This window comes from Sphingomonas faeni, assembly GCF_040407495.1.
GTDB lineage: Bacteria > Pseudomonadota > Alphaproteobacteria > Sphingomonadales > Sphingomonadaceae > Sphingomonas > Sphingomonas faeni_D.
In genome coordinates this window covers 1,015,602-1,039,386 of sequence record NZ_JAPZPP010000002.1, presented here as the reverse complement: position 1 = coordinate 1,039,386, position 23,785 = coordinate 1,015,602, and the positions used below count along the sequence as shown (strand labels likewise).

The following is a 23,785-nucleotide window of genomic DNA, read 5'->3' as shown; positions in this document are numbered from 1 at the left end:
CGCGGGGTGGAGCAGCCCGGTAGCTCGTCAGGCTCATAACCTGAAGGTCACAGGTTCAAATCCTGTCCCCGCAACCAGCAATGTCACAACAGCCCCGCCCACAAAGCGGGGCTTTGTTGCGTCTGGGCTTTCTACCTTCGACCGCGCTTTCCCTAGCGACCTGTAAAAGCGCGCAAAGCACAAACTTCGACGATCACGCGTAACGCACCAAACTACGCTTCAACCGCCCACGTCCTATTCGTTAGAGATACATGCGGCGAATAAAAGGCGAATGAAGTGCAGCCATATGGTCACCGGAGCTGACTGTCCTTGCTGCCCCGCCTATTGAACGTAGCCGCAAGAGGCCGGTCGCGGCCGCTCTGACACGTTACGCAGGTCCGCACTCCAGGCAGCGCTCGGCGTCGACCTTCGGGGATGTCGTCGCCACAGATTGCACAGAACGGTTCGCTCGTTCCGCTTGGCATACTTGCGCGTGCGGCCAATACTGCGTCCGCCACTGAATCGTCGATCTGATCCTGCACCGCGCCATCGCGCGTCCAACCACCGGCCATCTGCCTCTCCTTACCGTAGGCATATGGGGACCAGTGAGCGCCCGTGCCACGCCATTTCGGGAAGGAGCGATTGGCACAAGAGTTTCGAAAAGGGGGGCGGACTGCTCTCCGCGCGATCGTCCGGAGCCTGCGCCTGCGCCGCTATAGGTTGGCCATCGGGGAAGTTGGCCCACCATAGGGCCGCGTAGATCATTGTGGATGGGGCAGGTGGGCGATCATCGCATCGAAGGCTGCAAGGTCATAGCGTTGCCCGGCCGCTCTCCCGACAGGCATGATCGCTGGCAGACCGAACTGGACGCGACCGGGCAGCACCACGTCGAGCGCCGTGTACCATTCGAGCAGCGCGGGACGCAGCCGCGCATGAAGATCGAAATTGCGCCTTCGACGCCTTGTGTCGCTCGCCGCTTGTCGCCGTGCCGTCGCCACGTCGGTATCTGCGACGAGATAGTGGTCAGCGAAGCCGATCCGGCCATCGGCGATCGTTTGGCGGGTTGCGGCGAGCTCGAGCGACCAGTCGCGTTCGGACACCTCGGCGATCCGCCATAGGCACCAGACATAGTGCAACTTAAGCGGGTCGGTGTCGCACAGGGCAAGACCCGTCGTACGTTCCACGGCCAAAGCAGCCTGCCATCGATCGATGTTACGCTCTGCCCAGAACGCAGCTGCCCCGGTTGGATCGACAACTCGATCGGGCGCTTCGGCAAGCCTAGCGTTCTCCGGAACGACATGCGAACCGCCATACTGGGCGCACCAGGTGCTTTTACCGCTCGCGCTGATGCCTTCGACGACGACAATCATGACAATATCCTAGCACGGGATGCGGCGACCGCTGGCAAGCGGTGACCCTCGTTAAGCATCCCGATCCAGCAACCTACTGGCCTATGCCTTGGCGCTTAGTGATGCGGTCGTACCGGTCGATATGCGCCTGTACGCCACGGGAGGCATGCTTTCGGAATGCTGCTTACGGCGAATCCGATTTCGCGGGAACGGCCCGGTCAGGTCAAGCAGCGGCTATATAACATCGACGCGCTGTGACGACGGCCTCCTGTCGGCTCCAGCGTTTCACCGGTTGCCAGCGATTAGCCATGTTGCTCATGTCGAGCGGCTTTCGGCCGTTTGACGCAATTTCCCAGCCGCTATGGCCGCGCGTATGCCCCGACAGCGACACCGCGCGGATACCCGGCATCACCTCGCCCGGATCGAATGGCATGACCTTCGACGCGATCGTCACGATCAGCGACGCTTTATCGGACTGGCTCTGCATGATCGCCCATTTCGGCGCGCGTCATACGGATCGTCGCGTTAGGGAACGCCAACTCGCCGTCCGCACAGGAAAGCCCGCCGACATGATCACCGTGCGAATGCGTGATCGGGACATCGGTAATGTCCGCCGGCGAGACCTTGGCGGGCACTAGGCCCACCAACCTCGGGATTCAGTCCAGGGTTGATAAGGGCCATATGGCCCGGCAGGCGCACATGGCGCCGATCGTCGACATCCAGGTCTCGCGCGTCGACAAGCTGGTCCTCGCGTTAGCCAGCTAGACAGTCGTACGGCAAGACGGCATGACTCGCGACCATGCCGGTTGACGTCAACGCCCTGATGACCCGCGCCGAAGCGGCGTTTCGCACCCGCCGCTTCGACTCGGCCCGTACCGATCTAGCGGCGGTAAGTCGGGTGGTCGGGGATCACTTCGCCGTGCTGCATCTGCTGGCGCTGGTCGAGCAAAACGCCGGAAGGCCGGTGCCGGCGCTGGCGGCATTTCGCCGGGCACTGGCGCTGGCGCCGGGCGACCCGCAGATCAACAATAATTTTGCCAATCTCCTCGATGCGCAGGGCGATCTGGAACAGGCTGCCACACATTACAGCTACGCGCTGGCGGCCGATCCCCTATTTGCGGACGCGAGGCTTAACCGCGCGACCACTCTGCATAAGCTCGGTATGTTCGACCTCGCCCGGCTGGACCTGGATCAGGTGATCGCCACGAACCCTTCCGATGCCCGCGCCTATGAAGCGCGCGGGGGCGTCTATCGCGCCGAGGGGAACGCGGCTGCCGCAGAAGCCGATTTTCGGCACGCGTTGGCGCTCTCGCCGAACAGGGCGATGGCGCTTCACGGCTTGGCGCGCATGGCGACCGAACGAAACGACGACACCGCACTGCCGCTGTATCGTCGTGCTCACGCTGTTGCACCCAAGGATCTCGAGGTCATACTTGGCTATGCCGAAGCGCTGGAAGCGGCGGGGCAGGACGGCGGAATTCCGCTGCTCGCCGCGGCGGTCGACAGCGCCCCGGAATGGATCGCCGGGCTCGACAGTCTGGCTCGCATGCGGTCGGAAGCGGACGCCGATGACGATTTTGCGGCTGGCTATGCTGCGGCGATCATCAAGCGTCCGACCGACCGGGCGCTCAACCTGGCCTATTGGCGGTGCCTGGCGCGCGGGGATCGTCATGCAGATGCTCTGGCCGCGCTGGATCTGGCACGCGATCGGATCAAAAACGACGCGGAAATCGACCTGTTCGAGGGCGTTCTGGCGAGCGAGGCAGGCGATCTCGACAGGGCCGATGCCGCACTGTCGCGGATCGACGACAGTCGCGATGGTCGCCTGGCCATTGGCCGACACGCGCTGCGACGGCACGATCCGGCACGCGCCGCAGCAATACTCGAACCCGTGGCGCGAAGCGATCTGTCGCTGGTTGCGGCATGGGCCCAGCTGGCCATCGCCTGGCGGCTTCTCGGCGATCCGCGCGCGGCGTGGCTATGCGACCAGCCAGGTTTGTGCGGGGTGCAGGATCTTGATGTAAACGCGTCGGATTTAGCGGAACTGGCCGAGACCCTTCGCGGCTTGCATCGAACGCGTGCCCATCCGATCGGGCAGTCGCTACGCGGCGGCACGCAAACGCGGGGAAGATTGTTCGATCGTGTCGAACCCTCGATCGCACGGTTCAAGCAGGTCGTGGAGCGCGGTTTGGCGGCGCATTGCGCGGCGCTTCCTCCCACGGATCCGACACATCCGTTGCTGCGCCATCGTGACGAGGCGCTGCACTTCGGCGGCAGCTGGTCGGTACGCTTGTCGAGCGGAGGGTTCCACGTGAACCATGTACACCCTCAGGGCATACTCAGCTCAGCCTGTTATATCGCGCTCCCCGATACCGGCGGTCCGGAGCGTCCCGGCTGGCTGGAGCTGGGCGGACCGCCCGCAGAACTCGGGCTCGACCTTCCGCCGATCGCAACGATCGAACCGCGTCCGGGGCGGCTTATCCTGTTTCCGAGCTATCTGTATCATGGCACCAGGCCGTTCGTGGTCGGTGAACGCCTTACCGTTGCATTCGATATCGTCGTTTAGTCCGGTACGCGCTTTTCGATCCACCGTTGTGCGATCGATACAAAAACCCATCATGAGATGACGGAACGGTTTCAGCGTTGCCGCGACCAACAACCTTCGGCCGCAGCCATCCTCGCCGGCCGAGCATCGTCGCATCGACACCATTTTCGACGGCCAAAGAAAAAGGGCGGCTCGCTTGCGCGAACCGCCCTGTCGAACTTCTGATCTAAACGATCAGAAGCGGAAGTTTGCCGAGACGAAGAAGTCGCGGCCCAGGACGTCGTACGTACCCGGATAGGTGTTGGCCTGCTCGGCGTTCGCACCGATGATCGGCGGCTTCTTGTTGAGCAGATTGTTGATACCGGCGGACAGGTTGTACTGATCGGTGATATCCAGCGAGAACGCCAGATCGATCAGGTTGTACGCCTTCAGACGCTCGACGGTGTAGAGGCTCGTGTCGTCGTCATCACGCGTCGCGCCGACATGGCGCCAGCGCACCGTGCTGGTCAGCGGGCCATCGATGAACGACGCGCGCGAGGTCCACTTGTACTTGGCCTGCGGATTACCGCAGTTCGCACCAAAGAAGCCGGCGCATTCGACGTCGCTGTCGGTGAGGCCGTTGACCGGGCGGAACACGTTCGTCTCGGTCCAGGTACCCAGGAAGCCGAAGACCAGCTTCGATTCTTCGCCCAGCATGCCGAAGCCGACACGCGTGGAATAGTTGACGTTAAGGTCGATACCGCTGGTCTTCAACGACGACAGGTTGGCTGCGCCGGCGAAGATCACCGCCGAGGTGCCGTTCGGGTTGACCGAACCGTCGATCTGACCGTTGGACGCGTTGCGCGTGATCAACTGACAGAAGCCGTTGCTGGCATCCTGGAACTGATTGTAGCACAGATTCAAGATGTTGGCGGCACCGCCACCGGCCGTCGCGATCGCGTTACCGATCTTGATGTGGAAGTAATCCGCGGTGATCGTGAGCCCAGGAATGAAGCTCGGAGCAAGCACCGCCCCGTACGTGTACGAGGTCGACTTTTCCGCCGTCAGGTTCGGATTGCCGCCGCTCTGCGACTGCAACTGCGTGTTTGGCTGGAGCCCGACACCCGTTCCGACTGCCGCCGCCGGTACGCCGGTGGCGATGCAGAGTGCACGCAGCGTAGCGTTGGATGCAGCCGACGCCGCCGCGCAAGGGTCGCTTGCCTGCGGGAAGCCCTGCTGCAGACCGCCGAACAGTTCGGAGACGTTCGGCGCACGAACGGCACGCGAATACTGACCACGGAACGTGATGTCGCGGATCGGCGCCCATTCGATGCCACCAGCATAGGTGGTCTGGCCACCCACACCGCTAAGCGAATAATCCGAATAGCGACCGGCCGCATTGAGTTCCAGCTTCGAGAAGAAGGGCTGGTTGGCCGCGATCGGAATGCGCAACTCGCCGAACACTTCCTTGACGTTATACTCGCCCTGGGTCGGATTACCGGCATTGAAACCGATAACGTCGCCCGACGACAACGCCGTGTCAGGGATAAAGCGCGAAGCCACCTTGCGGTACTCGCCGCCGGCCGCGAAGCCGATCTTGTCACCACCAAGGCCGAAGCCGAACAGCTCGCCATTGACCGAAGCCTGGGTCACCTGAAGCACCGAGATGTCGTTGTTCTGCGCCAGAATGCTGATCTGGTCGACCGAATCAGCGCTCAGCGAATTTGGACCGAAGATATCGATCGCGGCATCCGTACCATCGAGGCCACGCTGGAAGGCAGCGCGTGAGATGTTGCCGGCCTGGACGTTGGCGTTACGTGTGCGAGCATAGCTGTAATACGCATCGTAATGCAGGTCTGGCGTGATGTCGCCCTTGAGACCGAACAGCGTGCGGAACGCGTTACGCTCGTCGAGCGAATTGCGGCCCCCCGTTTCGAGGATGCGACGATTGACGCCGACCTGGACGACACCCGCTGCGTTCGATCCGGCTGCCGTGCCGCTGAACAGCGGTGCGAGACCGCGTGCCGCGCGCGCTGCGTTGATCGCCGTCTCGTTGGCATCGATCTGACGGAGCGACGCGATATCGTTCGCCGACAGGAACGGCGATACGGCGTTGATGTTGACGTTGAAGTTGCCGGTTACCGGAGTCGCCGCCAGTTCGTTGGCAACGCGGTTGTTGGTGAACGCCAATTCAACATAGGCGGTCGCGGCACTCGAGATCTCGTAGTTGCCGTATGCGCCCAGCAGATACCGCTCCTGCGGAACCTGCAGATAGTTCGCCGGTGCGAAATTGTAGGTATCGGGACCGGAGACGAAAGGACGCGAGCTACCGGCAGCCGTGTCGAAGGTCGCACCGGACGCCGTGCCGAATGCCGTGCCAGCGCCACGGTTCAAGGTAAGCGCGCCGAGGCCGTTGCCGGCAGCGATCGCAGCCGTACCGGGTACCGCGAAACGACCAGCCGGGGTCGTTGCCGAACCACCGTTGAACGTGAAGGGGCCACCGTTGGCACCGTCCAGCGCGGTACGTGCGGAGAAGCCGCGTGCGCCCTGGAAGATCGCCTTGCGGTTGTAATATTCACCATAGGCCGTGAGGTGGCCCTTGCCATCGGCGAACTTCGTGCCGATCGCGAGATGCGCGTTGTAGCGTGCGCCGTCGCCGTCTTCGGTGATCGAATACTGACCACCCGCTTCGAGACCAACAAGGTCCTCACGCAGGCGGAAGTTGGTGACGCCTGCGATCGCATCCGACCCGTACACGGCCGATGCGCCGCCGGTGACCACGTCGACCGAGTCGATCAGGAACTGCGGAATGGTGTTCAGATCGACGACCTGTGAGGTGTCGTAGAACATGTAGCGGCGGCCGTTGACCAGCACGAGGTTGCGGTTCGTGCCGAGGCCACGCAGGTTCAGCGTGGCGACACCGCCGCCAGGGTTGTTCGAGAAGGACGTCGTACCCGGCAGAACCTGCGGCAGCGTGTTCAGCACCTGCTCGACGTTGATCGAACCGCTCAGCTTGAACTCTTCGGCCGACACGACGGCAAGGGGCGCGGCCGAGGTCAGGTCGCGGCGCGCGATGCGCGAACCGGTAACGGTGATCTCGCCGCCATCGGCTTCGGCCCCGGTGGGGGTCGACGACAGCGTGTTTTCCTGGGTGGTCTGGTCGCTCGGCGTCGGCGCAGTCTGCGCGAATGCCGGTGCACCAATCATCGCGAAAGCGAGAACCAGCGGCGCGACGCCACCGCTCAACTTTGCACGCGCACGAAGTTTCTGATTCTGGATCAAGTTTCCGGCCCCTTTTAACTGGCACCGATCCGGTGCCGAGATAGTTGGGCTGCGACAGATCGTTGTCCGCACCGCCCAATCTGAATGGATGATGCATGATTCGTATCGAGCGTGTAAAGCTGCCGATGGCGTGGATTACAGTTTGCAGCTTCGCTGTCGCACAAATGCAACAGAGTGTGACCTGAGGCGACGTGGTACGGCTTTCGAGTATGGCAAACAGGGGTGAGTGGATGACGATCGGTACGGGACGGCGAACTCTGATGGTGGCCGCGATGATCGCAGCCGCAACATGGCCTGCCTTTGCGGCGGACCGGGCCAAGCCGCGCGCGCCGATCTTTGCGGAACTGATCGAATGTCGCTCGATCGCCGCCGATGCGGGACGACTGGCTTGCTACGATCGACAGGTCAAACAGCTGGATCAGGCCGAGCAGAGCCAGGACGTGGTGGTCGTCGATCGCACCCAGATCCGTAAAGCCCGTCGTTCCCTGTTCGGATTGGCGCTGCCTGACCTGTCGATCTTCGGGGATCGCGACGAGCGCGGAGCGCCCGACGAAGAAGGCGTCTCCAAGCTCGAATCGACGATCAAGCTGGCGCGGCAGAATGCGAATGGCCGCTGGATGCTGACGCTGGAGGACGGCGCACGGTGGATACAGGTCGATACGCGTACCGTGGGGCGATCGCCGCGACCCGGAATGCCGATCGTGATCCGCAAGGCTGCGATGGGCAGCTTTCTGGCGAACATCGACAAGCAGATCGCGATCCGCGTCGATCGGTTCAACTAGGTCGTCGCGCCCCGGCCGTTACGGGGCGCGCAACCACCCGGTAATGGCGTAGCGGCGATAGGCTGCGGAGAGCGTGACCTGTGATACGCTGTGCAATTGCGGCACGGCGAACAGGTCGATGCTGTTGAAGCCCGGCGCTACGCCTTCTACGGCGCCGTCCTGCCGATGGAACAGCAGCAGCCCGCCCCATTCCACGCGCCACGTCGGCGTCAGGCCCAGGACATAGGCAGCGCGACGCTGTTTCCCGACGACCGCATCGTCGTGGCCCGTCAGGAAATCGCCAGGCGCATAGGCCGTCGCCTGACCGTCGGCGAAACCGATATCGGCACAGCCCGTCACCGCGCGGAGCAGTGTACGCACCGGATCGGTCGACATCCACCGCGTGAAGCCCGTGATCGGTGGCGCTGCGGTATCGGCGGCGGCGTGTTCGATATTCCCGTCAGCCATGCGTAGCGATTCGTAACGGTACTGAAACCCGGTCCGCGCGCCATGGCGGACGGCTTCGTCGAGCGCGGCGATTTGATCCACGCTCATCGCAGCGCGGGTTGCGCGGTCGAGCTCGAAGACCTTGTCGCCGCTGTTGACGACCTGCTTCCAGCCCTCGTGCGCGCGCAGATGTGCATGCAGCGCAACCGCGGTCTCGTCATCGAGGAACGGCTGGATGCGCACCCGCTGGTCCCGTGCGAAGCGCTCGCGCAGCATCGCCACGTCGATATCCGGGTCGAGCCGAAAGGGAAGGTGTTGCATGTGCGTCGTCATCGGTCGCGGAACCACCCGGTGACGGCGAAGCGTCCGACCGGCGCGAACGGGGGCACGTAACTGACGCTGTGCAACTGCGGTACTGTGAACATATTGAGCGTATTGAACCGCGGCTTGTAGCCCGCGACGATATCGCCGTCCGCGTCGTGGAACAGCAGATACCCGCCCCAGTCCGCGTTCCATTCGGTAGCGAGATTGAGAACATACGCGACCCGGCGCCCCTCAACTGCGTGACTGTCGTCATGTGCCGTCAGGAAATGCCCAGGTGCATACAGCGTCGCCTGCGCATCGCCCTTGCACACCTCCGTGAACCCGGTGACCGCGCGGACGAACGCCAGCATCGGCGCATCGTTGATATGCTCGAGCAGGATGTCGAGCGGGCCGCCCGGATTCCACTGCTGCATATAGGCATCGAGCATCGGATACTGGCCGTACAGGAAAGCGAAATCACCCCGCCCGGCGGCGCCACCGACGACATCGCCGATCCGAGCCCGTTCCGCTTGCGGCAACGCGCGCAAGGCGTCGGCCCGATGACTGACAGGAGCTTGTCCCTTCCCGCCCCAGGCCAACCCCCACGGAGTCTCGCGCTCGAGGATTTGCCGAAGCAATGTAGCGGTCTCGATCGTCAGGACGTCGCGAACTTGGATACGCCCGTCGCGCTCGTAGAGTCGCCGTAACGCGGGAACATCGAGAGTTGGATTGAGTGCGAAAAGGCTCGCCATGTCGTCGATATCGCTCACGTTGAATGCACAGCTGTCACCGGCCATAACCTACGATATCGCCGTCGCGCCAACAAGTTCGCCGCTTCACGAGAGCAAAGCTTCGGTCGACCAAGCCAGCGCGATCGAGCATGGGCCGCGACTGAGACTGCTTGCCGGGGTCGATCGCATCGCTCTCAAGGAACCAGAAAACCAACCGCAGGTTGCTGTAAGACCGCATCGTTGCGAATTCGACCGGAAGGTATCCGTGCTACAGGAAGTCGAACTTAAACTGGTATTGGACGCCGCCGCCGCCGATGCTTTCGCCCAGTCCGGTCTGATCGACGGACAGCCGAGCCGGCGGGATATGCACGCGGTGTATTTCGACACGCCCGATCACGCGCTGTCGAAAGGCGGCGTCTCGTTGCGCATTCGGCAGTCCGGCGACACGCGGACGCAGACGATCAAGGTTGCGGATGCAACGGCAGCGGGTCTTTTCGCGCGGTCCGAATGGGAATTGGAGGTGGCCGATATGACTCCGGTCGTCGACGACCGGACGCCTATCCCGGCGCTGCTCGGTGCCGAGGCCGGCACCGTTGCTCCGATCTTCACCGTAGCGGTCGAGCGCCTGACCTGGGTAATCGATAGCGAGGAGGCATCGATCGAACTGGTGTTGGATCGGGGGTATGTCGCTGCGGGGGACCGCCAGTCGCCGATCTGCGAGATCGAACTGGAGTTGAAGCAGGGAACGCCTGCCGCCCTGTTCGCGCTGGCAAGAACGCTGGCGGCGCGTTTTCCGGTTCGTCTGGGCGTCGTGACCAAATCCGAGCGCGGATATGGCTTGCTTCGTTCTGCATCCCGGGCGTTCAAGGCAGAGCCGGTCGCGCTGGGCCGGACCGCTTCCGCGGCGGACGCTTTCGAGGCGGTCGCGGGATCGTGCATGCGCCAATATCGCTTGAACGAGACTATCCTGTTGGATCACGCCAACGCCGAGGCTCTGCATCAGGCGCGGGTGTCGTTGCGTCGGCTGCGATCGGCCTTTTCGATCTTCAAGCGCTTGCTCGATGGCGACGAGGAGCCGCATTTCCAGAGCGAACTGCGCTGGCTTGGTTCCGTGCTCGGCGACGCGCGCGATCTGGATGTTTTGCTCGCGAAGGCGAAGCCCGAGAGCCCGCTGTTCGACGGGCTCATCCAGGCTCGCGGTGTCGCCTATGCGGCAGTCGATACTGCGCTCGGTTCGGACCGGGTTCGTGCGCTTATGCTCGATCTGACGGAGTGGCTGGCGTGCGGGGCGTGTCGCACCACGCCGTCGACGCAGGACGCAAGGGAGGCGCCGGCTAGGCACTTCGCGGCCGAGACGTTGCGCGCGTTACGTCGTCGCGTCAGCAAGCGCGGTCGGTCGCTTCGGACACAGTCGGACGAGGAACGGCACGAAGTCCGCAAGACCGCCAAACGGCTTCGCTACGGCGCGGAGTTTTTCGGCTCCCTTTTCTCAGGCAAGACGCGTGCGCGTCGTTACGGGAAGTTTATGGGGTCGTTGGAACAGCTGCAGGATCAACTCGGTGCGCTGAACGACATGGCGACTGCACCGACGGTTCTGGATCGGCTGAGCCTGCGCGACACCCCTGGCGCGAAACGCGTGCTGGCGCATCGTAAGACATCGAAGATCGTCGACGCCGCCGCCGAAGCGTATGACGATCTCCTTGATCGCAAGACCTTCTGGGGCTCGGCCTGAGGTGAGTGGTGCCTGTCGACTACACGCAACGATAGCAGCGGGCGCGGAACCGGTGTGAGGACGTCGCGTGCTGTTCGGTACCGTTGCGCCTGTTATCTGTAGGCAACAGGCGCAACGGCGATGCAGCTGTCAGGGTTCGACAGTGGCCGTCAAGGGTGGCGTCTGCTGGTGTTGGACGACAAGCCAATCGTCATGTCCTCGCATCCGCAGGGTGGAGGTGCAGTGCGCCTCGTACTTCTGTTCGCCGGACGTGCACCGCGCCGTGTAGGCGACGACGATCAGGCCTTCCTGTGGCCGGGACACGCGCCGGTCCAGCAACTCGACCGAATCCCAGTCGGGCGTCGCCTTGACGGCGTCCTTGGCGTCCTGCCCCTGGAAGACATAGGGCGGGCGCGGAAGAGCCATGACGATTTCCGCGTCGATGCGCTCTTGATACCGCTCGTCGCTGGCATCCCATAAGCTGCCTTCGAATTCCCAAACGCGCTGGTCGTCCATACCGTTTCTCCTTCGCCATCAAAGCGCGAAAGCACGGCAGAGAGTTCCGATATCCCGCGGTATCCGTCGGTATTTAATCCGGCGTGCGCTTCCTGCCGTGGTCCTGCCGTTCGTCGCCGATATGGATGACCATATTGCGACAGGGGACGCCCATGCAGTCTGTCCCGCTGTCGCAAAGGACACTACGCTATCTATGCTCTGATATGCGGCACTGCTTTTCGAGGTATTTTGCGTGACGTCCTTCTCGCTGGCCCAACGATCAAAGCTGACCGCCACGCAGGTCGGATCCGAGGGGGAGGTCTTGCTCGAATCCGCTGCTGTTTTTCAGCACCCGCAGGCGTTGGTCGAGCTCGCGGCGTCGAGTCCTTTACTACCGGCCTACACCGCTACGGGCGGTTACCCCGGATTGCGGGCGAGTTTGCCGCGCGAGTACATAAAGACGATCGTGGAGGCACTTGCCGGCCCCATTTCCGAGGCGTTTTCGCTCGGTCGTATCCGGCCCGTGAAAGCTGAGGGAGCATTCTCGATCGTGACGGTGTCCGAGGATGCGCTGTCTGCCGTACAGCGTGCGCCGCATGTCGATTCGACCAATCCCCATCAATTCGCCATTCTCCACTATCTCTGCGACGAGGCGTTTGGCGGCACGACGTTCTTCCGGCACCGCGCCACCGGGTTCGAGACGCTGAGCGAGCATCGGCTGCCCAGCTATCGGGCCAGCAGAGCGACCGAGGGCATCGCGCCGGGCTACGTCGATACCGGCGCTCCCTGGTTCGAACAGATCGCGCGCGTATCGGCGGGGTTCAATCGACTCGTGGCGTATCGCAGTTGCGCGCTTCACTCCGGGCATGTGCCTGCATCGTGCGTGCTAAGTCCCGATCCCCGCCTGGGTCGATTGACCGCGAACGTCTTCGTGACGTTTGCTACAGGCAATTAGAAGGGCGGTTCGAGTTCCTCGGATGCGCGCCTGCGCGTCATGATGACCGCCGTCGGTAGCGATCAATTGCGTGGTAGCGCGCATCAGCCGCGGTCCCACGCCAACCCCTGCACGAGACGGGTCAAAGGTTGGGCTTCGACCGCATTCGGATCCCATCGGCCGGTCAGTATCGCAACCTGGGCTATCTACTGCCGTGCCTCATAGTGTCAGTGCCACCAAAATCGGGTCATTAATAAATTTGGTTGGTTTAATACTGACCCCGGTCAGTCAAGCCGGAAGGTAACAGTTCGATTAAAACATAAGTTAGATTCCCTTGAAGTGTCTGGTCGGGGGTGATGATCCCTTAAAACAGCATTGGAAGGGGGATCAGTTGACCAGTGTTGTTTTATTGCAAGTATTAATCGGTTTCGGTTCAGATGTGGCGCGATATCGTTTGACAATAGCCTAGTAGGTGATAGCGGTACCACGAGCCGGGGCAACACCGGCCGGATATTTGGCGACCAAGGCTGTCGCAAAAAGGGGAGAGGATTGATGAGGGGACGCACGTTTCTGGTCGCGCTCGGACGCACGACGTCGGTCGGCGCGATAACGTTGTGCCTAGCGGTACCTGCCACGGCGCAGTCGGGGGCCGGCATCGACGCGAACGCCCCGGCAACCAATGCCCAGCCGGGTAGCGAGAATTCGCCTGCAATAGCGCAGGTTAATGCACCCAATGACTCGGGAACGACCGCCGACACATCCAACGATATCATCGTCACGGGCGTTCGCGCTTCGCTGAACCGCGCGATCGACATCAAGCGGAACTCGGCAGGCGTCGTCGACGCGATCTCGGCCGAGGACATCGGCAAGTTTCCCGATACCAACCTCGCCGAATCGCTGCAGCGCATCACCGGCGTGTCGATCAATCGCGTGAACGGCGAAGGATCGCAGGTCGCCGTGCGCGGCTTCTCCGGCGACTTCAACCTGGTGACCGTCAATGGGCGCCAGCTTCCTGCATCCAATGTCGATACCAGCGGTGGCAATGCGTTCGCACGGGGTACCGGTCGATCGTTCGACTTCCAGAATCTCGCCTCGGAAGGCGTCAGCACGTTGGAGGTCTACAAGACCGGCCGCGCCACCGTACCATCGGGCGGGATCGGTGCGACGATCAACATCGTCACGCGCAAACCGCTCGATTCGCGTGAAGCCGGGTTCAGCGGCTCGATCGGCGGCAAGGCGCTATACGACAGCTCGATCGAAGACGCCGAAAGCAAGAAGCATCGCGTGACGCCCGAAGCGTCCGGCATCCTCAGTTGGAGCAACGAGAACCGTACGTTCGGCGCGTCCGTCTTCGGCAGCTATCAGCTCCGCGACTCCGCGTCGGTCAGTTCGAACCCGAATTATTGGAACGTCGTTCCAACCGCCACCTTCTTCGGCAGCACGACGTACGTCACCCCCACCACGGTGATCACCAACAAGCCGACGACGCCGTATGTGTTGATCCCCAACGACAGCCGCTATGCCCTGTCGGAGAACCGTCGCGAGCGTATCAACGGTCAGGCGGTGTTGCAGTTCAAGCCGACCGACACGCTCGAGTTCACGGTCGACGGCCTATATGCACGCAACAAGCTGCGCGAGCAGCGGAGCGAGCAGACCAACTGGTTCAACCGGCCTTTCAACCAGGTGACGTTCGACAACAACACGAAGATGGCGAGCGCGGTCTTCATCCAGGAGAACGAGAACCCGGTTAAGGACGAAGGTTTCGAGCAGCAGCAATACGCGACGCAGACCGAACTGAAATCGCTCGGTGCCAATGCGAAATGGGAGTTTGCCGACCATCTGACCCTGACGCTCGACGGTCATCACTCGACCTCCAAGTCGACGCCAGACAACACAAACGGCACCTCTGCGACGCTGTTCTCGCTGGGGGCGCCGGTGATCGCTTCGCACTCGGTGGATTTCACCACCGGATTTCCGCAGCAGGCGCAGGTCATCAATGATCGGGTAAAGGGCAACGGCAACGGCATCCTCGACATCGGCGATACGGGTACCCAGGTGGCGCGCACGATCACGTCGCGTCAGAGCCAGCGTATCAACGAAGGGCGTGCGCAGGTCAGCTGGGATCTGGGCGAGGGCAGCCGTTTCGATTTCGGCGGCAACTACATCGACACGAAGATGCAGTCGAGCAGCCAGCAGACGCAGCAGACGCTTGGCGACTGGGGGATCGGCGACACGGGCGTTCCCGAGAAGATCGCGGGCAAACTCCTGTCGACCTATTGCCTGACCTGCAAGTTCGACAAGTATAACCCGAATGCGTCGGGGGCATCGCTCGTCGCGTTCCGCGGCAATGCGGTCGATCTGCTCAATATCTTCCAGCCCTATTACCTCGACATCGATTCCAAGCTTCCGGCTGGCGTCGCCAAGACGCATCAGGTCTCCGGCAGCGGCAACGTGAACGACAGCGTCAGCGAAAAGACCTGGGCGGTATTTGGTCAGTTGACATGGGCGGGCGAGATCGCCGGTCATCGTGCCAATCTGCTGATCGGTGGACGATATGAAAGGACCAGGTCGCGCTCGATCGCGCTTCAGGCCGTGCCGACGGCGGTGATCTGGACCGCGGACAATGACTTCTTCGTGCAGGTTCCGAACGAGACCAACCTCGTGCCCGGCGGCGGCAACTACAGCAACCTGCTGCCGTCGGTCGACTTCAACATCGAGGTCGCCCGCAATCTGAAGGCGCGTGTGTCGTTCGGTCGGACGCTGGCGCGCGCACCCTATGGCAATCTGTTCGCCACGGCGACGGTCCAGCAACCGCCGCGCCCGACGGTATTGGGCGGCGTCGGCGGCGGTACTGCACAGAATCCAGCGCTGCTTCCGCTGGTGTCGGACAATTTCGATGCGTCGGTCGAATGGTATTATAAGCCTTCGAGCTTCTTCTCGGTGGGCTTCTTCGACAAACGCGTTCGCAATTTCATCGGCACCGGGATCACCAACCAGAACCTGTTCGGGCTGCGGGATCCCACGTCCGGTGCGGCCGGCACATTGTCGGGTACAGCGCTGTCACAGCTGAAGAACGGTAACTTCGACCAGTCCGATGTGAATCTGTTCACCTACACCGCGCTTCTCGTTCAGAACGGCGGCAACGTGGCGGCGGCGGACGCCACCTTCCGGGCAAACGCCACGGGGACGGCCGTCAATCAGCAGTTCGCCGATGCGATATCGGCAGCGGTGGACATCACCGCCAACGCCAATGATCCGTTGTTCATCCTCGCCGTGTCGCAGCCGCTCAACAACCGCGAAGGCAAGATCCACGGCTTCGAGGTGGCGTGGACGAACTTCTTCGGTAACACAGGCTTCGGCTTCGCCGCTTCTTATACCAAGGTGGACGGCAACGTGAACGTGGATCCCTATGCGGATCCCACCGTGAACATCTTCGCACTGACCGGCCTCGGCGATAGTGCGAACGGTACGCTGATCTATGACAAGGGCGGGCTTTCGGCCCGTATCGCATATAACTGGCGCGCCAAATATCTGCAGCTGACGAACCAGGGTGATGGCCGCAATCCGCTGTTCACCGCGGCATTCGGGACGCTCGATGCGAACATCAGTTACGACGTCAACGATCATATCGCGTTGTCGCTCGAGGCGATCAACCTGACGAGCGAAAGCGTCAGGCAATATGCACGGTCGAAGGAGAATCTGGTCTTCGCGCAGGAACTCAAGCCCCGCTATCTGCTGGGTGCGCGGTACCGGTTCTGATCGTCGCCGCGTAAAACGAAAAGGGTCGCAGTGGACTGCGGCCCTTTTCCATTGGAGCGCGGCCGATGCCGTGCTGTAACACCGTGTAAGGCGGCTGTAATCGCGCCGTTACTCCAGCCCGCGATCGTGACTATATGACCCGTGTCTTGTTGAATAACGTCGAGCATGCCGACCTGCGCGTCGCGATCCGCCCCGGCGCGGAGTTCGGCGATGCAGTCAACCAGCTTCCGATCTACCCTTCGGAATTCGAAGAGGCGCAGCGCTCCTTCCCGATCGTCTTTCGCCGCGAGGACGAAGGGATCCAGGCCTATGTGCTGCTCGGCCTCGATCGCGACGAGAATCTGTTCCTGGAAGAGGGCCGCTGGACCAGCGACTATATCCCGGCCGTGCAGCGGCGGGGACCTTTCTCCATCGGCATCGATCGCAGCAGGTCCGACGAGGCGGGGCAGGGGGATCCGCTGGTCTATATCGACGGCGACGATGCGCGCGTCGGCGCGGACGATGGCCTCCCGGTGTTCCTCGAACACGGCGGCAACGCGCCGCTGCTCGATCATATCGCGAGCCTACTGCGCGTCATCCATGAAGGTATGACGACTGCGCCTGCGATCTATGCCGAGTTCGAGGCCGCCGGCCTGCTGCAACCCGTCGACATACAGATCAGCCTGAGCGACGAGGACGGCTATGAACTCCCCGATCTTCTGACGATCGATCAGTCCGCGCTGGCGGCCCTCTCCGGCGCACCGCTGGAACAGCTTCATGCGAGCGGTTTGCTGCGTGCAGCGACGATGGCGGCATCCTCGCTCGGTAACATCCAGCATTTGATAGACCGCAAGAATCGCACGCGGTCGCTGGCATGACGGCGTTCGGCGCCGGCCGGCCGATCACCCACCGCACCGTGCGGGAGGTCGACGCAAAGGCTGTCGGTGCGGATGATTTGACGACGTTGATTGTTGGCAACGAGCCCGTGGTCGTGCGGGGACTGGCGCGACACTGGCCGCTGGTCGATGCGGGGCGCGGCACGCCACAGGCAGCCGCGGCGTATCTGCTGTCGTTCTATAATGGGCGGCCCGCTGCAGGCTATACAGCCGCGCCGGACGCGGGCGGGCGATATTTCTACGACGATACCCTGACGCAGCTCGCCTTCGACCGCGAACGTGTTCAGCTCGACGAGTATCTGGGCCGTATCCTCGCCGCGCTCGGTCGAGCCGATACACCATCCTATTACGTCGGCTCCACCGATCTGGACGGCTATTTTCCCGGCTTCACGAATGCCGGTAACGACCTTCAGCTCGCCGATCCCTGTTTTGCGGGCGTGGTGAAGAGCATCTGGATCGGAAACCGCACGACGGCGGCGGCGCATTACGACATGTCGAACAACATCGCCTGCGTGGCGGTCGGCGCTCGGCGCTTCACGCTGTTTCCGCCGGAGCAGGTCGCGAACCTCTACCCGGGGCCACTGGAGCCGACGCCGGGAGGGCAAGTCGTCTCGCTGGTCGATTTCCGCGATTCGGACCTGGTACGCTTCCCGAACTTCGCGCAGGCCGTCGACGCTGCGCAGATAGCCGAACTCGGGCCCGGCGATGCGGTCGTCTACCCCGCGCTCTGGTGGCACCATGTCGAGGCGCTCGCCGACTTCAACGTCATGGTCAACTTCTGGTGGAACGACGCACCGGCCCATCTCGATTCGCCGATGACCACGGTGCTGCACGGGATGCTCAGCCTGCGGGATCGCCCCGATGCCGAGAAGAAGGCGTGGGCGGCGCTCTTCGACTATTATCTGTTCGGCCCCGCGGAACGGCCGGTCGCGCACTTGCCGGCTGCGGCACAAGGACCGCTCGGTCGCCTCGATGAAACGGCTGCGCGACGGCTTCGGGCGATGCTGCTCTCTCGGCTGAACCGATGATGGAGGCGATGCGCGTGGACCAGCGGAACGTGCGGAAAGTGGTGATCGCCGGCGGCGGCACGGCCGGCTGGATCGCCGCGGCGGCGCTGGTCAAGCAGCTCGGGCCTTTGCTCGAGATCACACTCGTCGAGTCGGACGACATTGGCACGGTCGGCGTTGGCGAGTCGACGATCCCGACCTCGCGCACCTTCCATAACTTTCTCGGCATCGACGAGCAGGCATTCATGCGCGCCACCCAAGCCAGCTTCAAACTGGGAATCTCGTTCGAAAACTGGGGACGCCAGGGCGAACGCTACTTCCATTCCTTCGGCACGATCGGGCGAGCGTCGACATGGATGGGTGATTTTCACCATCTCTGGCTGCACGCCCGCGAGCGGGGTTTCGCCGCCCCCCTTGGCGACTATTGCTTCGAGCTGAAGGCCGCCGCTGCCGAGCGCTTCGCCACCGGAAAAGACGCCCAGATCAACTACGCCTACCACCTCGATGCGAGTCGATACGCGCGCTTCCTCCGTGCGCTGTCCGAACCCGCGGGCGTTCGCCGCGTGGAGGGCAGGATCGAACGGGTGGAACAGAACGCCGAAACCGGCTTCGTCGAGGCGCTGGTGCTGGACTCCGGCATTCGGATCGAGGGCGACCTGTTTCTCGACTGCACCGGTTTCCGGGGTCTGCTCATCGAACAGACCCTGCAGACAGGGTATGACGACTGGACGCAGTGGCTGCCCACCGACAGTGCGATCGCGGTGCAGACCGCGTCGGTCGGACCGGCCGTACCGTATACGCGCGCCATCGCGCACGAGGCGGGATGGCGCTGGCGCATCCCGCTCCAGCACCGTGTCGGCAACGGTATCGTGTATGCGCAAGGCTGCCTTTCGGACGACGAGGCACGCGCAAAGCTGCTCGCCGATGTCGAGGGCGAGGTCCTGACCGAACCGCGCGTGATCCGCTACCAGACGGGGGCGCGGCGCAAGGTTTGGAACAAGAACGTCGTCGCGCTCGGCCTTTCGAGCGGCTTCGTCGAGCCGTTGGAATCGACCAGCATCCACCTGATGAAGATCGCGATCACGCGGCTGATCCAGCTTTTTCCGTTCGACGGGATCGACGACGCGCTGGTCGATCGCTTCAACACGATGTCGCGCCGCGAATCCGAAGGCGTGCGCGATTTCATCATCCTCCATTATCATCTGAACCAGCGCGACGAGCCGCTCTGGCGCCGTTGCCGGGAGATGCAGGTCCCGGATACGCTGGCCGAACGGATCGCGCTCTTCCGCCAGGATGCGCAGGCCTATCAGGCATCAGAAGACCTGTTCCGCGTCGATAGCTGGGCGCAGGTGATGCTGGGCCAGAACCTCGAACCCCGCGGTTTCCATCGTATGGGTCGGATGATCTCGGACGCCAACCTGACCGATGCGCTCAAGGACATCCGCACCGACGTCGCCGATCGTGTCGCCAGGCTCCCCGCGCATCAGGATTTCCTGAACCGCTACTGCGCTGGAGCTCAGGCATCTGGCGCATGAACCGCGCCCATTCCGTCACCCCGGACGCACGGTCCCGCACACTCAAGTCTATGGATCATGCCGAACCGTGGATGCCGGAACGAGCGTGGCATGACAGGGTGAAGATAACCGTCGCGTGCCGACGTCCCCGCCGCGTTTCTCGACGCCTTGCAAGTGACGCGGTTTGCAGGCCTTGCGACCTTCCAAACGATTTGCCGTAACGCGTCTTCCGGCCGGCAGGTACGCTCACCCAGCGTACAGCGCATGAACGCCGTCGGGCCTGCCAAACTCGCAGGTACGCACCCAACCGAAAAGGCCCGCCGACCATCGGCCGGCGGGCATCGCCTTACGCGTCTTCCGCCTGGAGGTTCACGCTCGTTTCGGCGAGCTTCGTCATATATTCGTCGCCACCGTAGATGTCCTTGGTCGCCGCGGTCAGCGACTTGTGATCGTCCTTGAGACCCAGCGCCTTCGCATACGCCGCGGCCGTGCCGAACCCGGCGATCCCGTAATGCGTCATCCGCTGATACTGCGCGATGATCATCACATCGAGCAACGGACCCTTCTCCGGCCCCTCCTCGAGGACATGCTTGGTGGCTTCGGCGACGAGGCCTTCCATGCCCTTGCAATGCTCCTTCGAGACCTTCTCGTCGTTCGACGCGATCAGCTCCTTCAGCAGATCGACGTGCTTCTCGATATCCGCCTGCGACTTGGTCAGCATTTCCTTCAGCGACGCATCGCTCGCCTTCGACGTGATCTTCTTCAGGACCTTCTTCATCTGGTCGTTCGCGGACCACAGATCCTTCAGCTCGTCGGTGTAGATTTCCTGGAGATCTTCAGGTGCAGACATGGGATCATCCTAGTGTTTCCACCGGGCGGGAGGCGCGGCGGCTGGTTGTGGATCTTGAAAAACGCCAAGCGAAGAGCGCCGACCTCAGCCGGCGCCGGGCTGCTTCTGCTCGTCCTCGTAGCCGGCATCGGTACCGATCTTGCCGTCGGCCTCGGCCTCGGCGATGCCCGACGTCTCGACGACCTCGATCGTGCGACCTTCGGCCGGGATGGCATGCGGTTTACGGTCTGCATCAGGGTCGGCCGCAATTGTCGTGCGGTCACCGCCGCTCGAGCCTGCGACACCGTTTCCGGCAGTGCCGCCGTCTTCGCCCGCCTGGCCGCCACCGTGATAAGCGATGTCGGTCTGGCCGCCATGTGCCATGAAGCCGGTGTTCGTCTCGGTCTTGCCGGCATGCGGGTTGGGATAGGACCCACCGCCACTTTCGCCGCCTTCGCTGCGGCCGTGAACGTCATCGTTGCCGCGTGGCGAATCCGAGACGCCGTCCGGTGCGCCCTTGCTCGCTGGATTGCCGGGCACGGGGGTATGAACCTGGTCACTCATCGGTACGTCCTTCTGAATGTAGCGGATCAAAACGAACCGAGCCGGTCCGCCCGACGGGAGCGGACTGGCTCGGGACGGAGTTACGGCCGGAGCACGACCTTGATGACGCCGTCCTGCTTGTCGCGGAACTTCTGGTACATCTCGGGCGCATCCTCGAGCCTCGCCGGGTGCGTGACGACGAAGCTCGGGTCGATATCGCCCGCCTCGATCCGCGCGAGCAGCGGCTTGGTATAGGCCTGGACGTGCGTCTGGCCGGTCTTGATCGTCAGCCCCTTGTTCATCATCGCGCCGATCGGGATCTTGTCGCCCATCCCGACATAGACGCCGGGGATCGACACCGTGCCGCCCATCCGACAGCTCATGATCGCCTCGCGCAGTACGTGGACGCGGTCGGTGGCGAGGAACGTCGCCGCCTTCACCTTGTCGATCACCGCATCCATCGCGCCATGGCCTGAAGCCTCTGCGCCGACCGCGTCGATGCAGCTGTCGGGGCCACGGCCCTTGGTGCGGAACTGGAGTTCGTCATAGACGCTGTCGACTTCGGCGAAGTTGATCGTCTCAGCCCCGCCAGCCTCGGCCATCGCCAGACGCTCGGCCACCTCGTCGATCGCGATCACGCGGCCCGCGCCCAGCATCAGTGCCGAGCGGATCGCGAACTGACCGACCGGACCGCAACCCCAGATCGCCACGGTGTCGCCCGGCTCGATCTGCGCATTCTCTGCGGCCATGTAGCCGGTCGGGAAGATGTCGGAGAGGAACAGCGCCTGCTCGTCGGTGACGCTGTCGGGCACCTTGATCGGGCCGATATCCGCCATCGGCACGCGCAGATACTCGGCTTGGCCACCGCAATAGCCACCTAGCATGTGACTGAACCCAAACAGGCCGGCGGGTGAATGGCCCATCGCCTTGATCGCCATCTCCGCGTTCGGATTGGTGCGCTCGCATGCTGAGAACAGCCCCTTGCGACAAAAGAAGCAATCGCCGCAACTGATCGTGAACGGCACGACGACGCGGTCGCCGATCTTTAAATTGGTGACTTCGGAGCCGAGCGCGACGACCACGCCCATGTTCTCGTGGCCGAGAATGTCGCCCGCCTGCATCGTCGGCTGATATCCATCGAGCAGATGCAGGTCGGACCCACAGATCGCACAGGCCGAAACCTTGATGATCGCATCGCGGGGATGCTGGATTTCGGGATCGGCAACAGTATCGACGCGAACGTCGCCTTTGCCATGCCAGACGAGTGCACGCATGAAGGGTCTCCTTTTAAGCAAAATGCAGACGTCACATCGATGCGACACCCAGCGACTATTCGCCGAACCGTGATAGGCGGCAGTCCATGAAAGATGGTTGCATCGACAAGTCATCCGCTCTCGACGGATCGTTGGAAATTATAGCGATCGAAGACCCGACATCGTTCCTTCGCGATCCGTACCGTCGACGAACTTTCATACTGATCACGATCAAGCGCAGCACATTGATCGATCGCATCGCTCGCGTCGGTATGATTTGTTCGGTTTCCCAGCAGTGTCGTATCGATAATGATCGCGACGATCTATGGGAGAATAAGCGCCTTGATCGTAAGGACTTGCAGATCCTGTCCTGGATAATCGTCGTTGCAGCGAAACCATGCGGGACCGAACCGGATCCTTGGCCGTTTGCCTTCGCAAGCTCTCCTGCCGGTCAGCCGCCGTTCGCGGCCGTCGAGGACAGGCAGCGGCTATCCATCCGGGCAATTTCAGGATTTTCAGATGCAGATCGACGCTATTCTCTTCGACATCGATGGCACGCTGGTCGACTCCAACGATCTGCACGTCCTCGCTTGGGAGGAAGCTTTCGCGGAAGTCGGTGCGGCGTTCGATCGACACGTCATTCACGATCAGATCGGCAAGGGAACCGATATGCTCGTTCCGACCTTGCTGCCGGATGCCGACGAGGATCAGCAGACGGCGCTAGGCGAGCGGCACGGCAAGATATTCAAGGCAAAGTACCTCGAAGCCGCCAAGCCCTTTGCGCAAGCGCACGCGGTATTGGCGCACGCGCATGGGCTGGGGCAGCAGGTCGTACTGGCGTCGTCGGCGTCGCAAGCCGAACTCGATCATTATATCGACCTGCTCGACGCGCGCGATCTGATCGCCGCGACCACCAGCAGCGACGATGTCGAGAACACCAAGCCCGCGCCCGATATATTCGCGACCGCGCTCGAGAAACTGCCGGGGATCGACGCGGGGAACGTCATCGTCGTCGGCGATACGCCCTATGACATCGAGGCAGCGGCCAAATGCGGTATCGCCGCGGTCGCGGTCCGATCCGGCAAGTTCAAGGACGCTCAACTGAACTCTGCCGGTGCAGTCGCGATCTACGACGACGTAGCCGCGCTGCTCGCCGGTTATGCCACATCGCCGTTGGGACGCTAAGATTCTCGACCAAGCTGCCGCTAATGGCGGACCCCATCCGGCGACGCTCGGTCAGCCAGGAATGCCCCAATTGGCTTCCTCGTTGGCCGCCGCGGCGGTGCGGACGAGGTGCTCGACATAGTTCTGGAACACCGGCACCGTGAACGTGACCAGGGTCGGCTCGCCCTGCGGTTCCTTGAACGTCAGCACGACGAAGCGCTGGCCTTCCTCGTCCAGAATGAGACCGGCTTCCATCGCGCCGGGGCCGCTTGGCGTGATCACTGTCGGTACCATGTGCATTCTCGCTTCGCCGGGTTCCAGGACG

22 protein-coding genes and 1 tRNA gene are annotated in these 23,785 nt (G+C 62.7%); 11 read left to right on the top strand and 12 right to left on the bottom strand.

Annotated elements, in window-relative coordinates; genetic code table 11:
* Positions 1-77, top strand: a tRNA-Met gene (locus O6W96_RS09905).
* A gap of 213 nt (positions 78-290) precedes the next feature.
* On the opposite strand, the gene O6W96_RS09900 is transcribed toward O6W96_RS09905, so the two are convergent.
* From O6W96_RS09900 to O6W96_RS09885, 4 genes are all read right to left on the bottom strand, one after another.
* Positions 291-551, bottom strand: a complete 261-nt coding sequence (locus tag O6W96_RS09900) for a DksA/TraR family C4-type zinc finger protein (protein ID WP_353469356.1) — start codon at positions 549-551, stop codon at positions 291-293.
* A 189-nt stretch (positions 552-740) separates the two neighbouring features.
* Complete coding sequence (locus O6W96_RS09895; protein ID WP_353469355.1) at positions 741-1,349, bottom strand: hypothetical protein; 609 nt, start codon at positions 1,347-1,349, stop codon at positions 741-743.
* 202 nt (positions 1,350-1,551) lie between these two features.
* Positions 1,552-1,815 carry a hypothetical protein gene (locus O6W96_RS09890; RefSeq protein ID WP_353469354.1) on the bottom strand — a complete coding sequence of 88 codons (264 nt, stop codon included), beginning with the start codon at positions 1,813-1,815 and terminating at the stop codon, positions 1,552-1,554.
* Positions 1,796-1,963 (bottom strand): MBL fold metallo-hydrolase, encoded by a 168-nt coding sequence (locus O6W96_RS09885; RefSeq protein ID WP_353469353.1) that lies wholly within the window; start codon positions 1,961-1,963, stop codon positions 1,796-1,798. The genes O6W96_RS09890 and O6W96_RS09885 overlap by 20 nt, the downstream gene beginning before the upstream one ends.
* On the opposite strand from O6W96_RS09885, the gene O6W96_RS09880 reads away from it, so the two are divergent.
* Positions 1,917-2,093: a hypothetical protein gene (locus O6W96_RS09880; RefSeq protein ID WP_353469402.1), complete on the top strand. Its 177-nt coding sequence runs from the start codon at positions 1,917-1,919 to the stop codon at positions 2,091-2,093. The two genes, O6W96_RS09885 and O6W96_RS09880, sit on opposite strands and share 47 nt — an antisense overlap.
* A gap of 34 nt (positions 2,094-2,127) precedes the next feature.
* The gene (locus tag O6W96_RS09875; RefSeq protein ID WP_353469352.1) at positions 2,128-3,894 is read left to right on the top strand and encodes a putative 2OG-Fe(II) oxygenase; all 1,767 of its coding nucleotides are present in this window, start codon (positions 2,128-2,130) and stop codon (positions 3,892-3,894) included.
* Between the two features lie 213 nt (positions 3,895-4,107).
* Here the strand turns inward: O6W96_RS09875 and O6W96_RS09870 are convergent, their stop codons facing one another.
* Positions 4,108-7,134: a TonB-dependent receptor domain-containing protein gene (locus O6W96_RS09870; RefSeq protein ID WP_353469351.1), complete on the bottom strand. Its 3,027-nt coding sequence runs from the start codon at positions 7,132-7,134 to the stop codon at positions 4,108-4,110.
* A 230-nt stretch (positions 7,135-7,364) separates the two neighbouring features.
* On the opposite strand from O6W96_RS09870, the gene O6W96_RS09865 reads away from it, so the two are divergent.
* A complete protein-coding gene (locus O6W96_RS09865) occupies positions 7,365-7,916 on the top strand; it encodes a hypothetical protein (RefSeq protein ID WP_353469350.1) in 552 nt (183 codons plus the stop codon).
* Between the two features lie 18 nt (positions 7,917-7,934).
* Here O6W96_RS09865 and O6W96_RS09860 read toward each other — a convergent pair whose 3' ends face one another.
* Positions 7,935-8,663, bottom strand: coding sequence for a 2OG-Fe(II) oxygenase (locus O6W96_RS09860; RefSeq protein ID WP_353469349.1), 729 nt, complete (start codon positions 8,661-8,663; stop codon positions 7,935-7,937).
* An 8-nt stretch (positions 8,664-8,671) separates the two neighbouring features.
* Positions 8,672-9,442 carry a 2OG-Fe(II) oxygenase gene (locus tag O6W96_RS09855; protein ID WP_353469348.1) on the bottom strand — a complete coding sequence of 257 codons (771 nt, stop codon included), beginning with the start codon at positions 9,440-9,442 and terminating at the stop codon, positions 8,672-8,674.
* A gap of 199 nt (positions 9,443-9,641) precedes the next feature.
* On the opposite strand from O6W96_RS09855, the gene O6W96_RS09850 reads away from it, so the two are divergent.
* Positions 9,642-11,108 carry a CHAD domain-containing protein gene (locus O6W96_RS09850; protein ID WP_353469347.1) on the top strand — a complete coding sequence of 489 codons (1,467 nt, stop codon included), beginning with the start codon at positions 9,642-9,644 and terminating at the stop codon, positions 11,106-11,108.
* Positions 11,109-11,237: 129 nt separating this feature from the next.
* Here O6W96_RS09850 and O6W96_RS09845 read toward each other — a convergent pair whose 3' ends face one another.
* Entirely contained in the window at positions 11,238-11,603 is a 366-nt protein-coding gene (locus O6W96_RS09845; protein ID WP_353469346.1) for a DUF4440 domain-containing protein, read from the bottom strand.
* 232 nt (positions 11,604-11,835) lie between these two features.
* Here O6W96_RS09845 and O6W96_RS09840 point away from each other — a divergent pair, with 232 nt between their 5' ends.
* The 5 genes from O6W96_RS09840 (at position 11,836) to O6W96_RS09820 (ending at position 19,692) form a co-directional block, all read left to right on the top strand.
* Positions 11,836-12,537, top strand: a complete 702-nt coding sequence (locus O6W96_RS09840; protein ID WP_353469345.1) for a DUF6445 family protein — start codon at positions 11,836-11,838, stop codon at positions 12,535-12,537.
* A gap of 531 nt (positions 12,538-13,068) precedes the next feature.
* A complete protein-coding gene (locus tag O6W96_RS09835; protein ID WP_353469344.1) occupies positions 13,069-16,275 on the top strand; it encodes a TonB-dependent receptor in 3,207 nt (1,068 codons plus the stop codon).
* 134 nt (positions 16,276-16,409) lie between these two features.
* Complete coding sequence (locus O6W96_RS09830) at positions 16,410-17,132, top strand: SapC family protein (protein ID WP_353469343.1); 723 nt, start codon at positions 16,410-16,412, stop codon at positions 17,130-17,132.
* Positions 17,129-18,178: a cupin-like domain-containing protein gene (locus O6W96_RS09825; protein ID WP_353469342.1), complete on the top strand. Its 1,050-nt coding sequence runs from the start codon at positions 17,129-17,131 to the stop codon at positions 18,176-18,178. The genes O6W96_RS09830 and O6W96_RS09825 overlap by 4 nt, the downstream gene beginning before the upstream one ends.
* An 8-nt stretch (positions 18,179-18,186) precedes the next feature.
* Positions 18,187-19,692 carry a tryptophan halogenase family protein gene (locus tag O6W96_RS09820; RefSeq protein WP_435372202.1) on the top strand — a complete coding sequence of 502 codons (1,506 nt, stop codon included), beginning with the start codon at positions 18,187-18,189 and terminating at the stop codon, positions 19,690-19,692.
* 325 nt (positions 19,693-20,017) lie between these two features.
* Here the strand turns inward: O6W96_RS09820 and O6W96_RS09815 are convergent, their stop codons facing one another.
* The 3 genes from O6W96_RS09815 to O6W96_RS09805 form a co-directional block, all read right to left on the bottom strand.
* A complete protein-coding gene (locus O6W96_RS09815) occupies positions 20,018-20,521 on the bottom strand; it encodes a ferritin-like domain-containing protein (RefSeq protein WP_353469340.1) in 504 nt (167 codons plus the stop codon).
* Positions 20,522-20,605: 84 nt separating this feature from the next.
* A complete protein-coding gene (locus tag O6W96_RS09810; protein ID WP_353469339.1) occupies positions 20,606-21,064 on the bottom strand; it encodes a hypothetical protein in 459 nt (152 codons plus the stop codon).
* 80 nt (positions 21,065-21,144) lie between these two features.
* Positions 21,145-22,317, bottom strand: a complete 1,173-nt coding sequence (locus O6W96_RS09805; RefSeq protein WP_353469338.1) for a zinc-dependent alcohol dehydrogenase — start codon at positions 22,315-22,317, stop codon at positions 21,145-21,147.
* Between the two features lie 498 nt (positions 22,318-22,815).
* On the opposite strand from O6W96_RS09805, the gene O6W96_RS09800 reads away from it, so the two are divergent.
* Positions 22,816-23,481, top strand: coding sequence for an HAD family hydrolase (locus tag O6W96_RS09800; RefSeq protein WP_353469337.1), 666 nt, complete (start codon positions 22,816-22,818; stop codon positions 23,479-23,481).
* A gap of 51 nt (positions 23,482-23,532) precedes the next feature.
* Here O6W96_RS09800 and O6W96_RS09795 read toward each other — a convergent pair whose 3' ends face one another.
* Complete coding sequence (locus O6W96_RS09795; protein WP_353469336.1) at positions 23,533-23,754, bottom strand: hypothetical protein; 222 nt, start codon at positions 23,752-23,754, stop codon at positions 23,533-23,535.
* Positions 23,755-23,785: the final 31 nt, after the last annotated feature.

Bases quoted from the DNA above. Each gene is read 5' to 3' on its own strand.
- O6W96_RS09895 (WP_353469355.1), bottom strand. From the start codon at position 1,349: ATGATTGTCGTCGTCGAAGGCATCAGCGCGAGCGGTAAAAGCACCTGG.
- O6W96_RS09900 (WP_353469356.1), bottom strand. From the start codon at position 551: ATGGCCGGTGGTTGGACGCGCGATGGCGCGGTGCAGGATCAGATCGAC.
- O6W96_RS09845 (WP_353469346.1), bottom strand. From the start codon at position 11,603: ATGGACGACCAGCGCGTTTGGGAATTCGAAGGCAGCTTATGGGATGCC.
- O6W96_RS09830 (WP_353469343.1), top strand. From the start codon at position 16,410: ATGACCCGTGTCTTGTTGAATAACGTCGAGCATGCCGACCTGCGCGTC.
- O6W96_RS09865 (WP_353469350.1), top strand. From the start codon at position 7,365: ATGACGATCGGTACGGGACGGCGAACTCTGATGGTGGCCGCGATGATC.
- O6W96_RS09860 (WP_353469349.1), bottom strand. From the start codon at position 8,663: ATGCAACACCTTCCCTTTCGGCTCGACCCGGATATCGACGTGGCGATG.
- O6W96_RS09800 (WP_353469337.1), top strand. From the start codon at position 22,816: ATGCAGATCGACGCTATTCTCTTCGACATCGATGGCACGCTGGTCGAC.
- O6W96_RS09855 (WP_353469348.1), bottom strand. From the start codon at position 9,442: ATGGCCGGTGACAGCTGTGCATTCAACGTGAGCGATATCGACGACATG.
- O6W96_RS09795 (WP_353469336.1), bottom strand. From the start codon at position 23,754: ATGGTACCGACAGTGATCACGCCAAGCGGCCCCGGCGCGATGGAAGCC.
- O6W96_RS09810 (WP_353469339.1), bottom strand. From the start codon at position 21,064: ATGAGTGACCAGGTTCATACCCCCGTGCCCGGCAATCCAGCGAGCAAG.
- O6W96_RS09825 (WP_353469342.1), top strand. From the start codon at position 17,129: ATGACGGCGTTCGGCGCCGGCCGGCCGATCACCCACCGCACCGTGCGG.
- O6W96_RS09875 (WP_353469352.1), top strand. From the start codon at position 2,128: ATGCCGGTTGACGTCAACGCCCTGATGACCCGCGCCGAAGCGGCGTTT.
- O6W96_RS09890 (WP_353469354.1), bottom strand. From the start codon at position 1,815: ATGCAGAGCCAGTCCGATAAAGCGTCGCTGATCGTGACGATCGCGTCG.
- O6W96_RS09815 (WP_353469340.1), bottom strand. From the start codon at position 20,521: ATGTCTGCACCTGAAGATCTCCAGGAAATCTACACCGACGAGCTGAAG.
- O6W96_RS09820 (WP_435372202.1), top strand. From the start codon at position 18,187: ATGCGCGTGGACCAGCGGAACGTGCGGAAAGTGGTGATCGCCGGCGGC.
- O6W96_RS09835 (WP_353469344.1), top strand. From the start codon at position 13,069: ATGAGGGGACGCACGTTTCTGGTCGCGCTCGGACGCACGACGTCGGTC.
- O6W96_RS09805 (WP_353469338.1), bottom strand. From the start codon at position 22,317: ATGCGTGCACTCGTCTGGCATGGCAAAGGCGACGTTCGCGTCGATACT.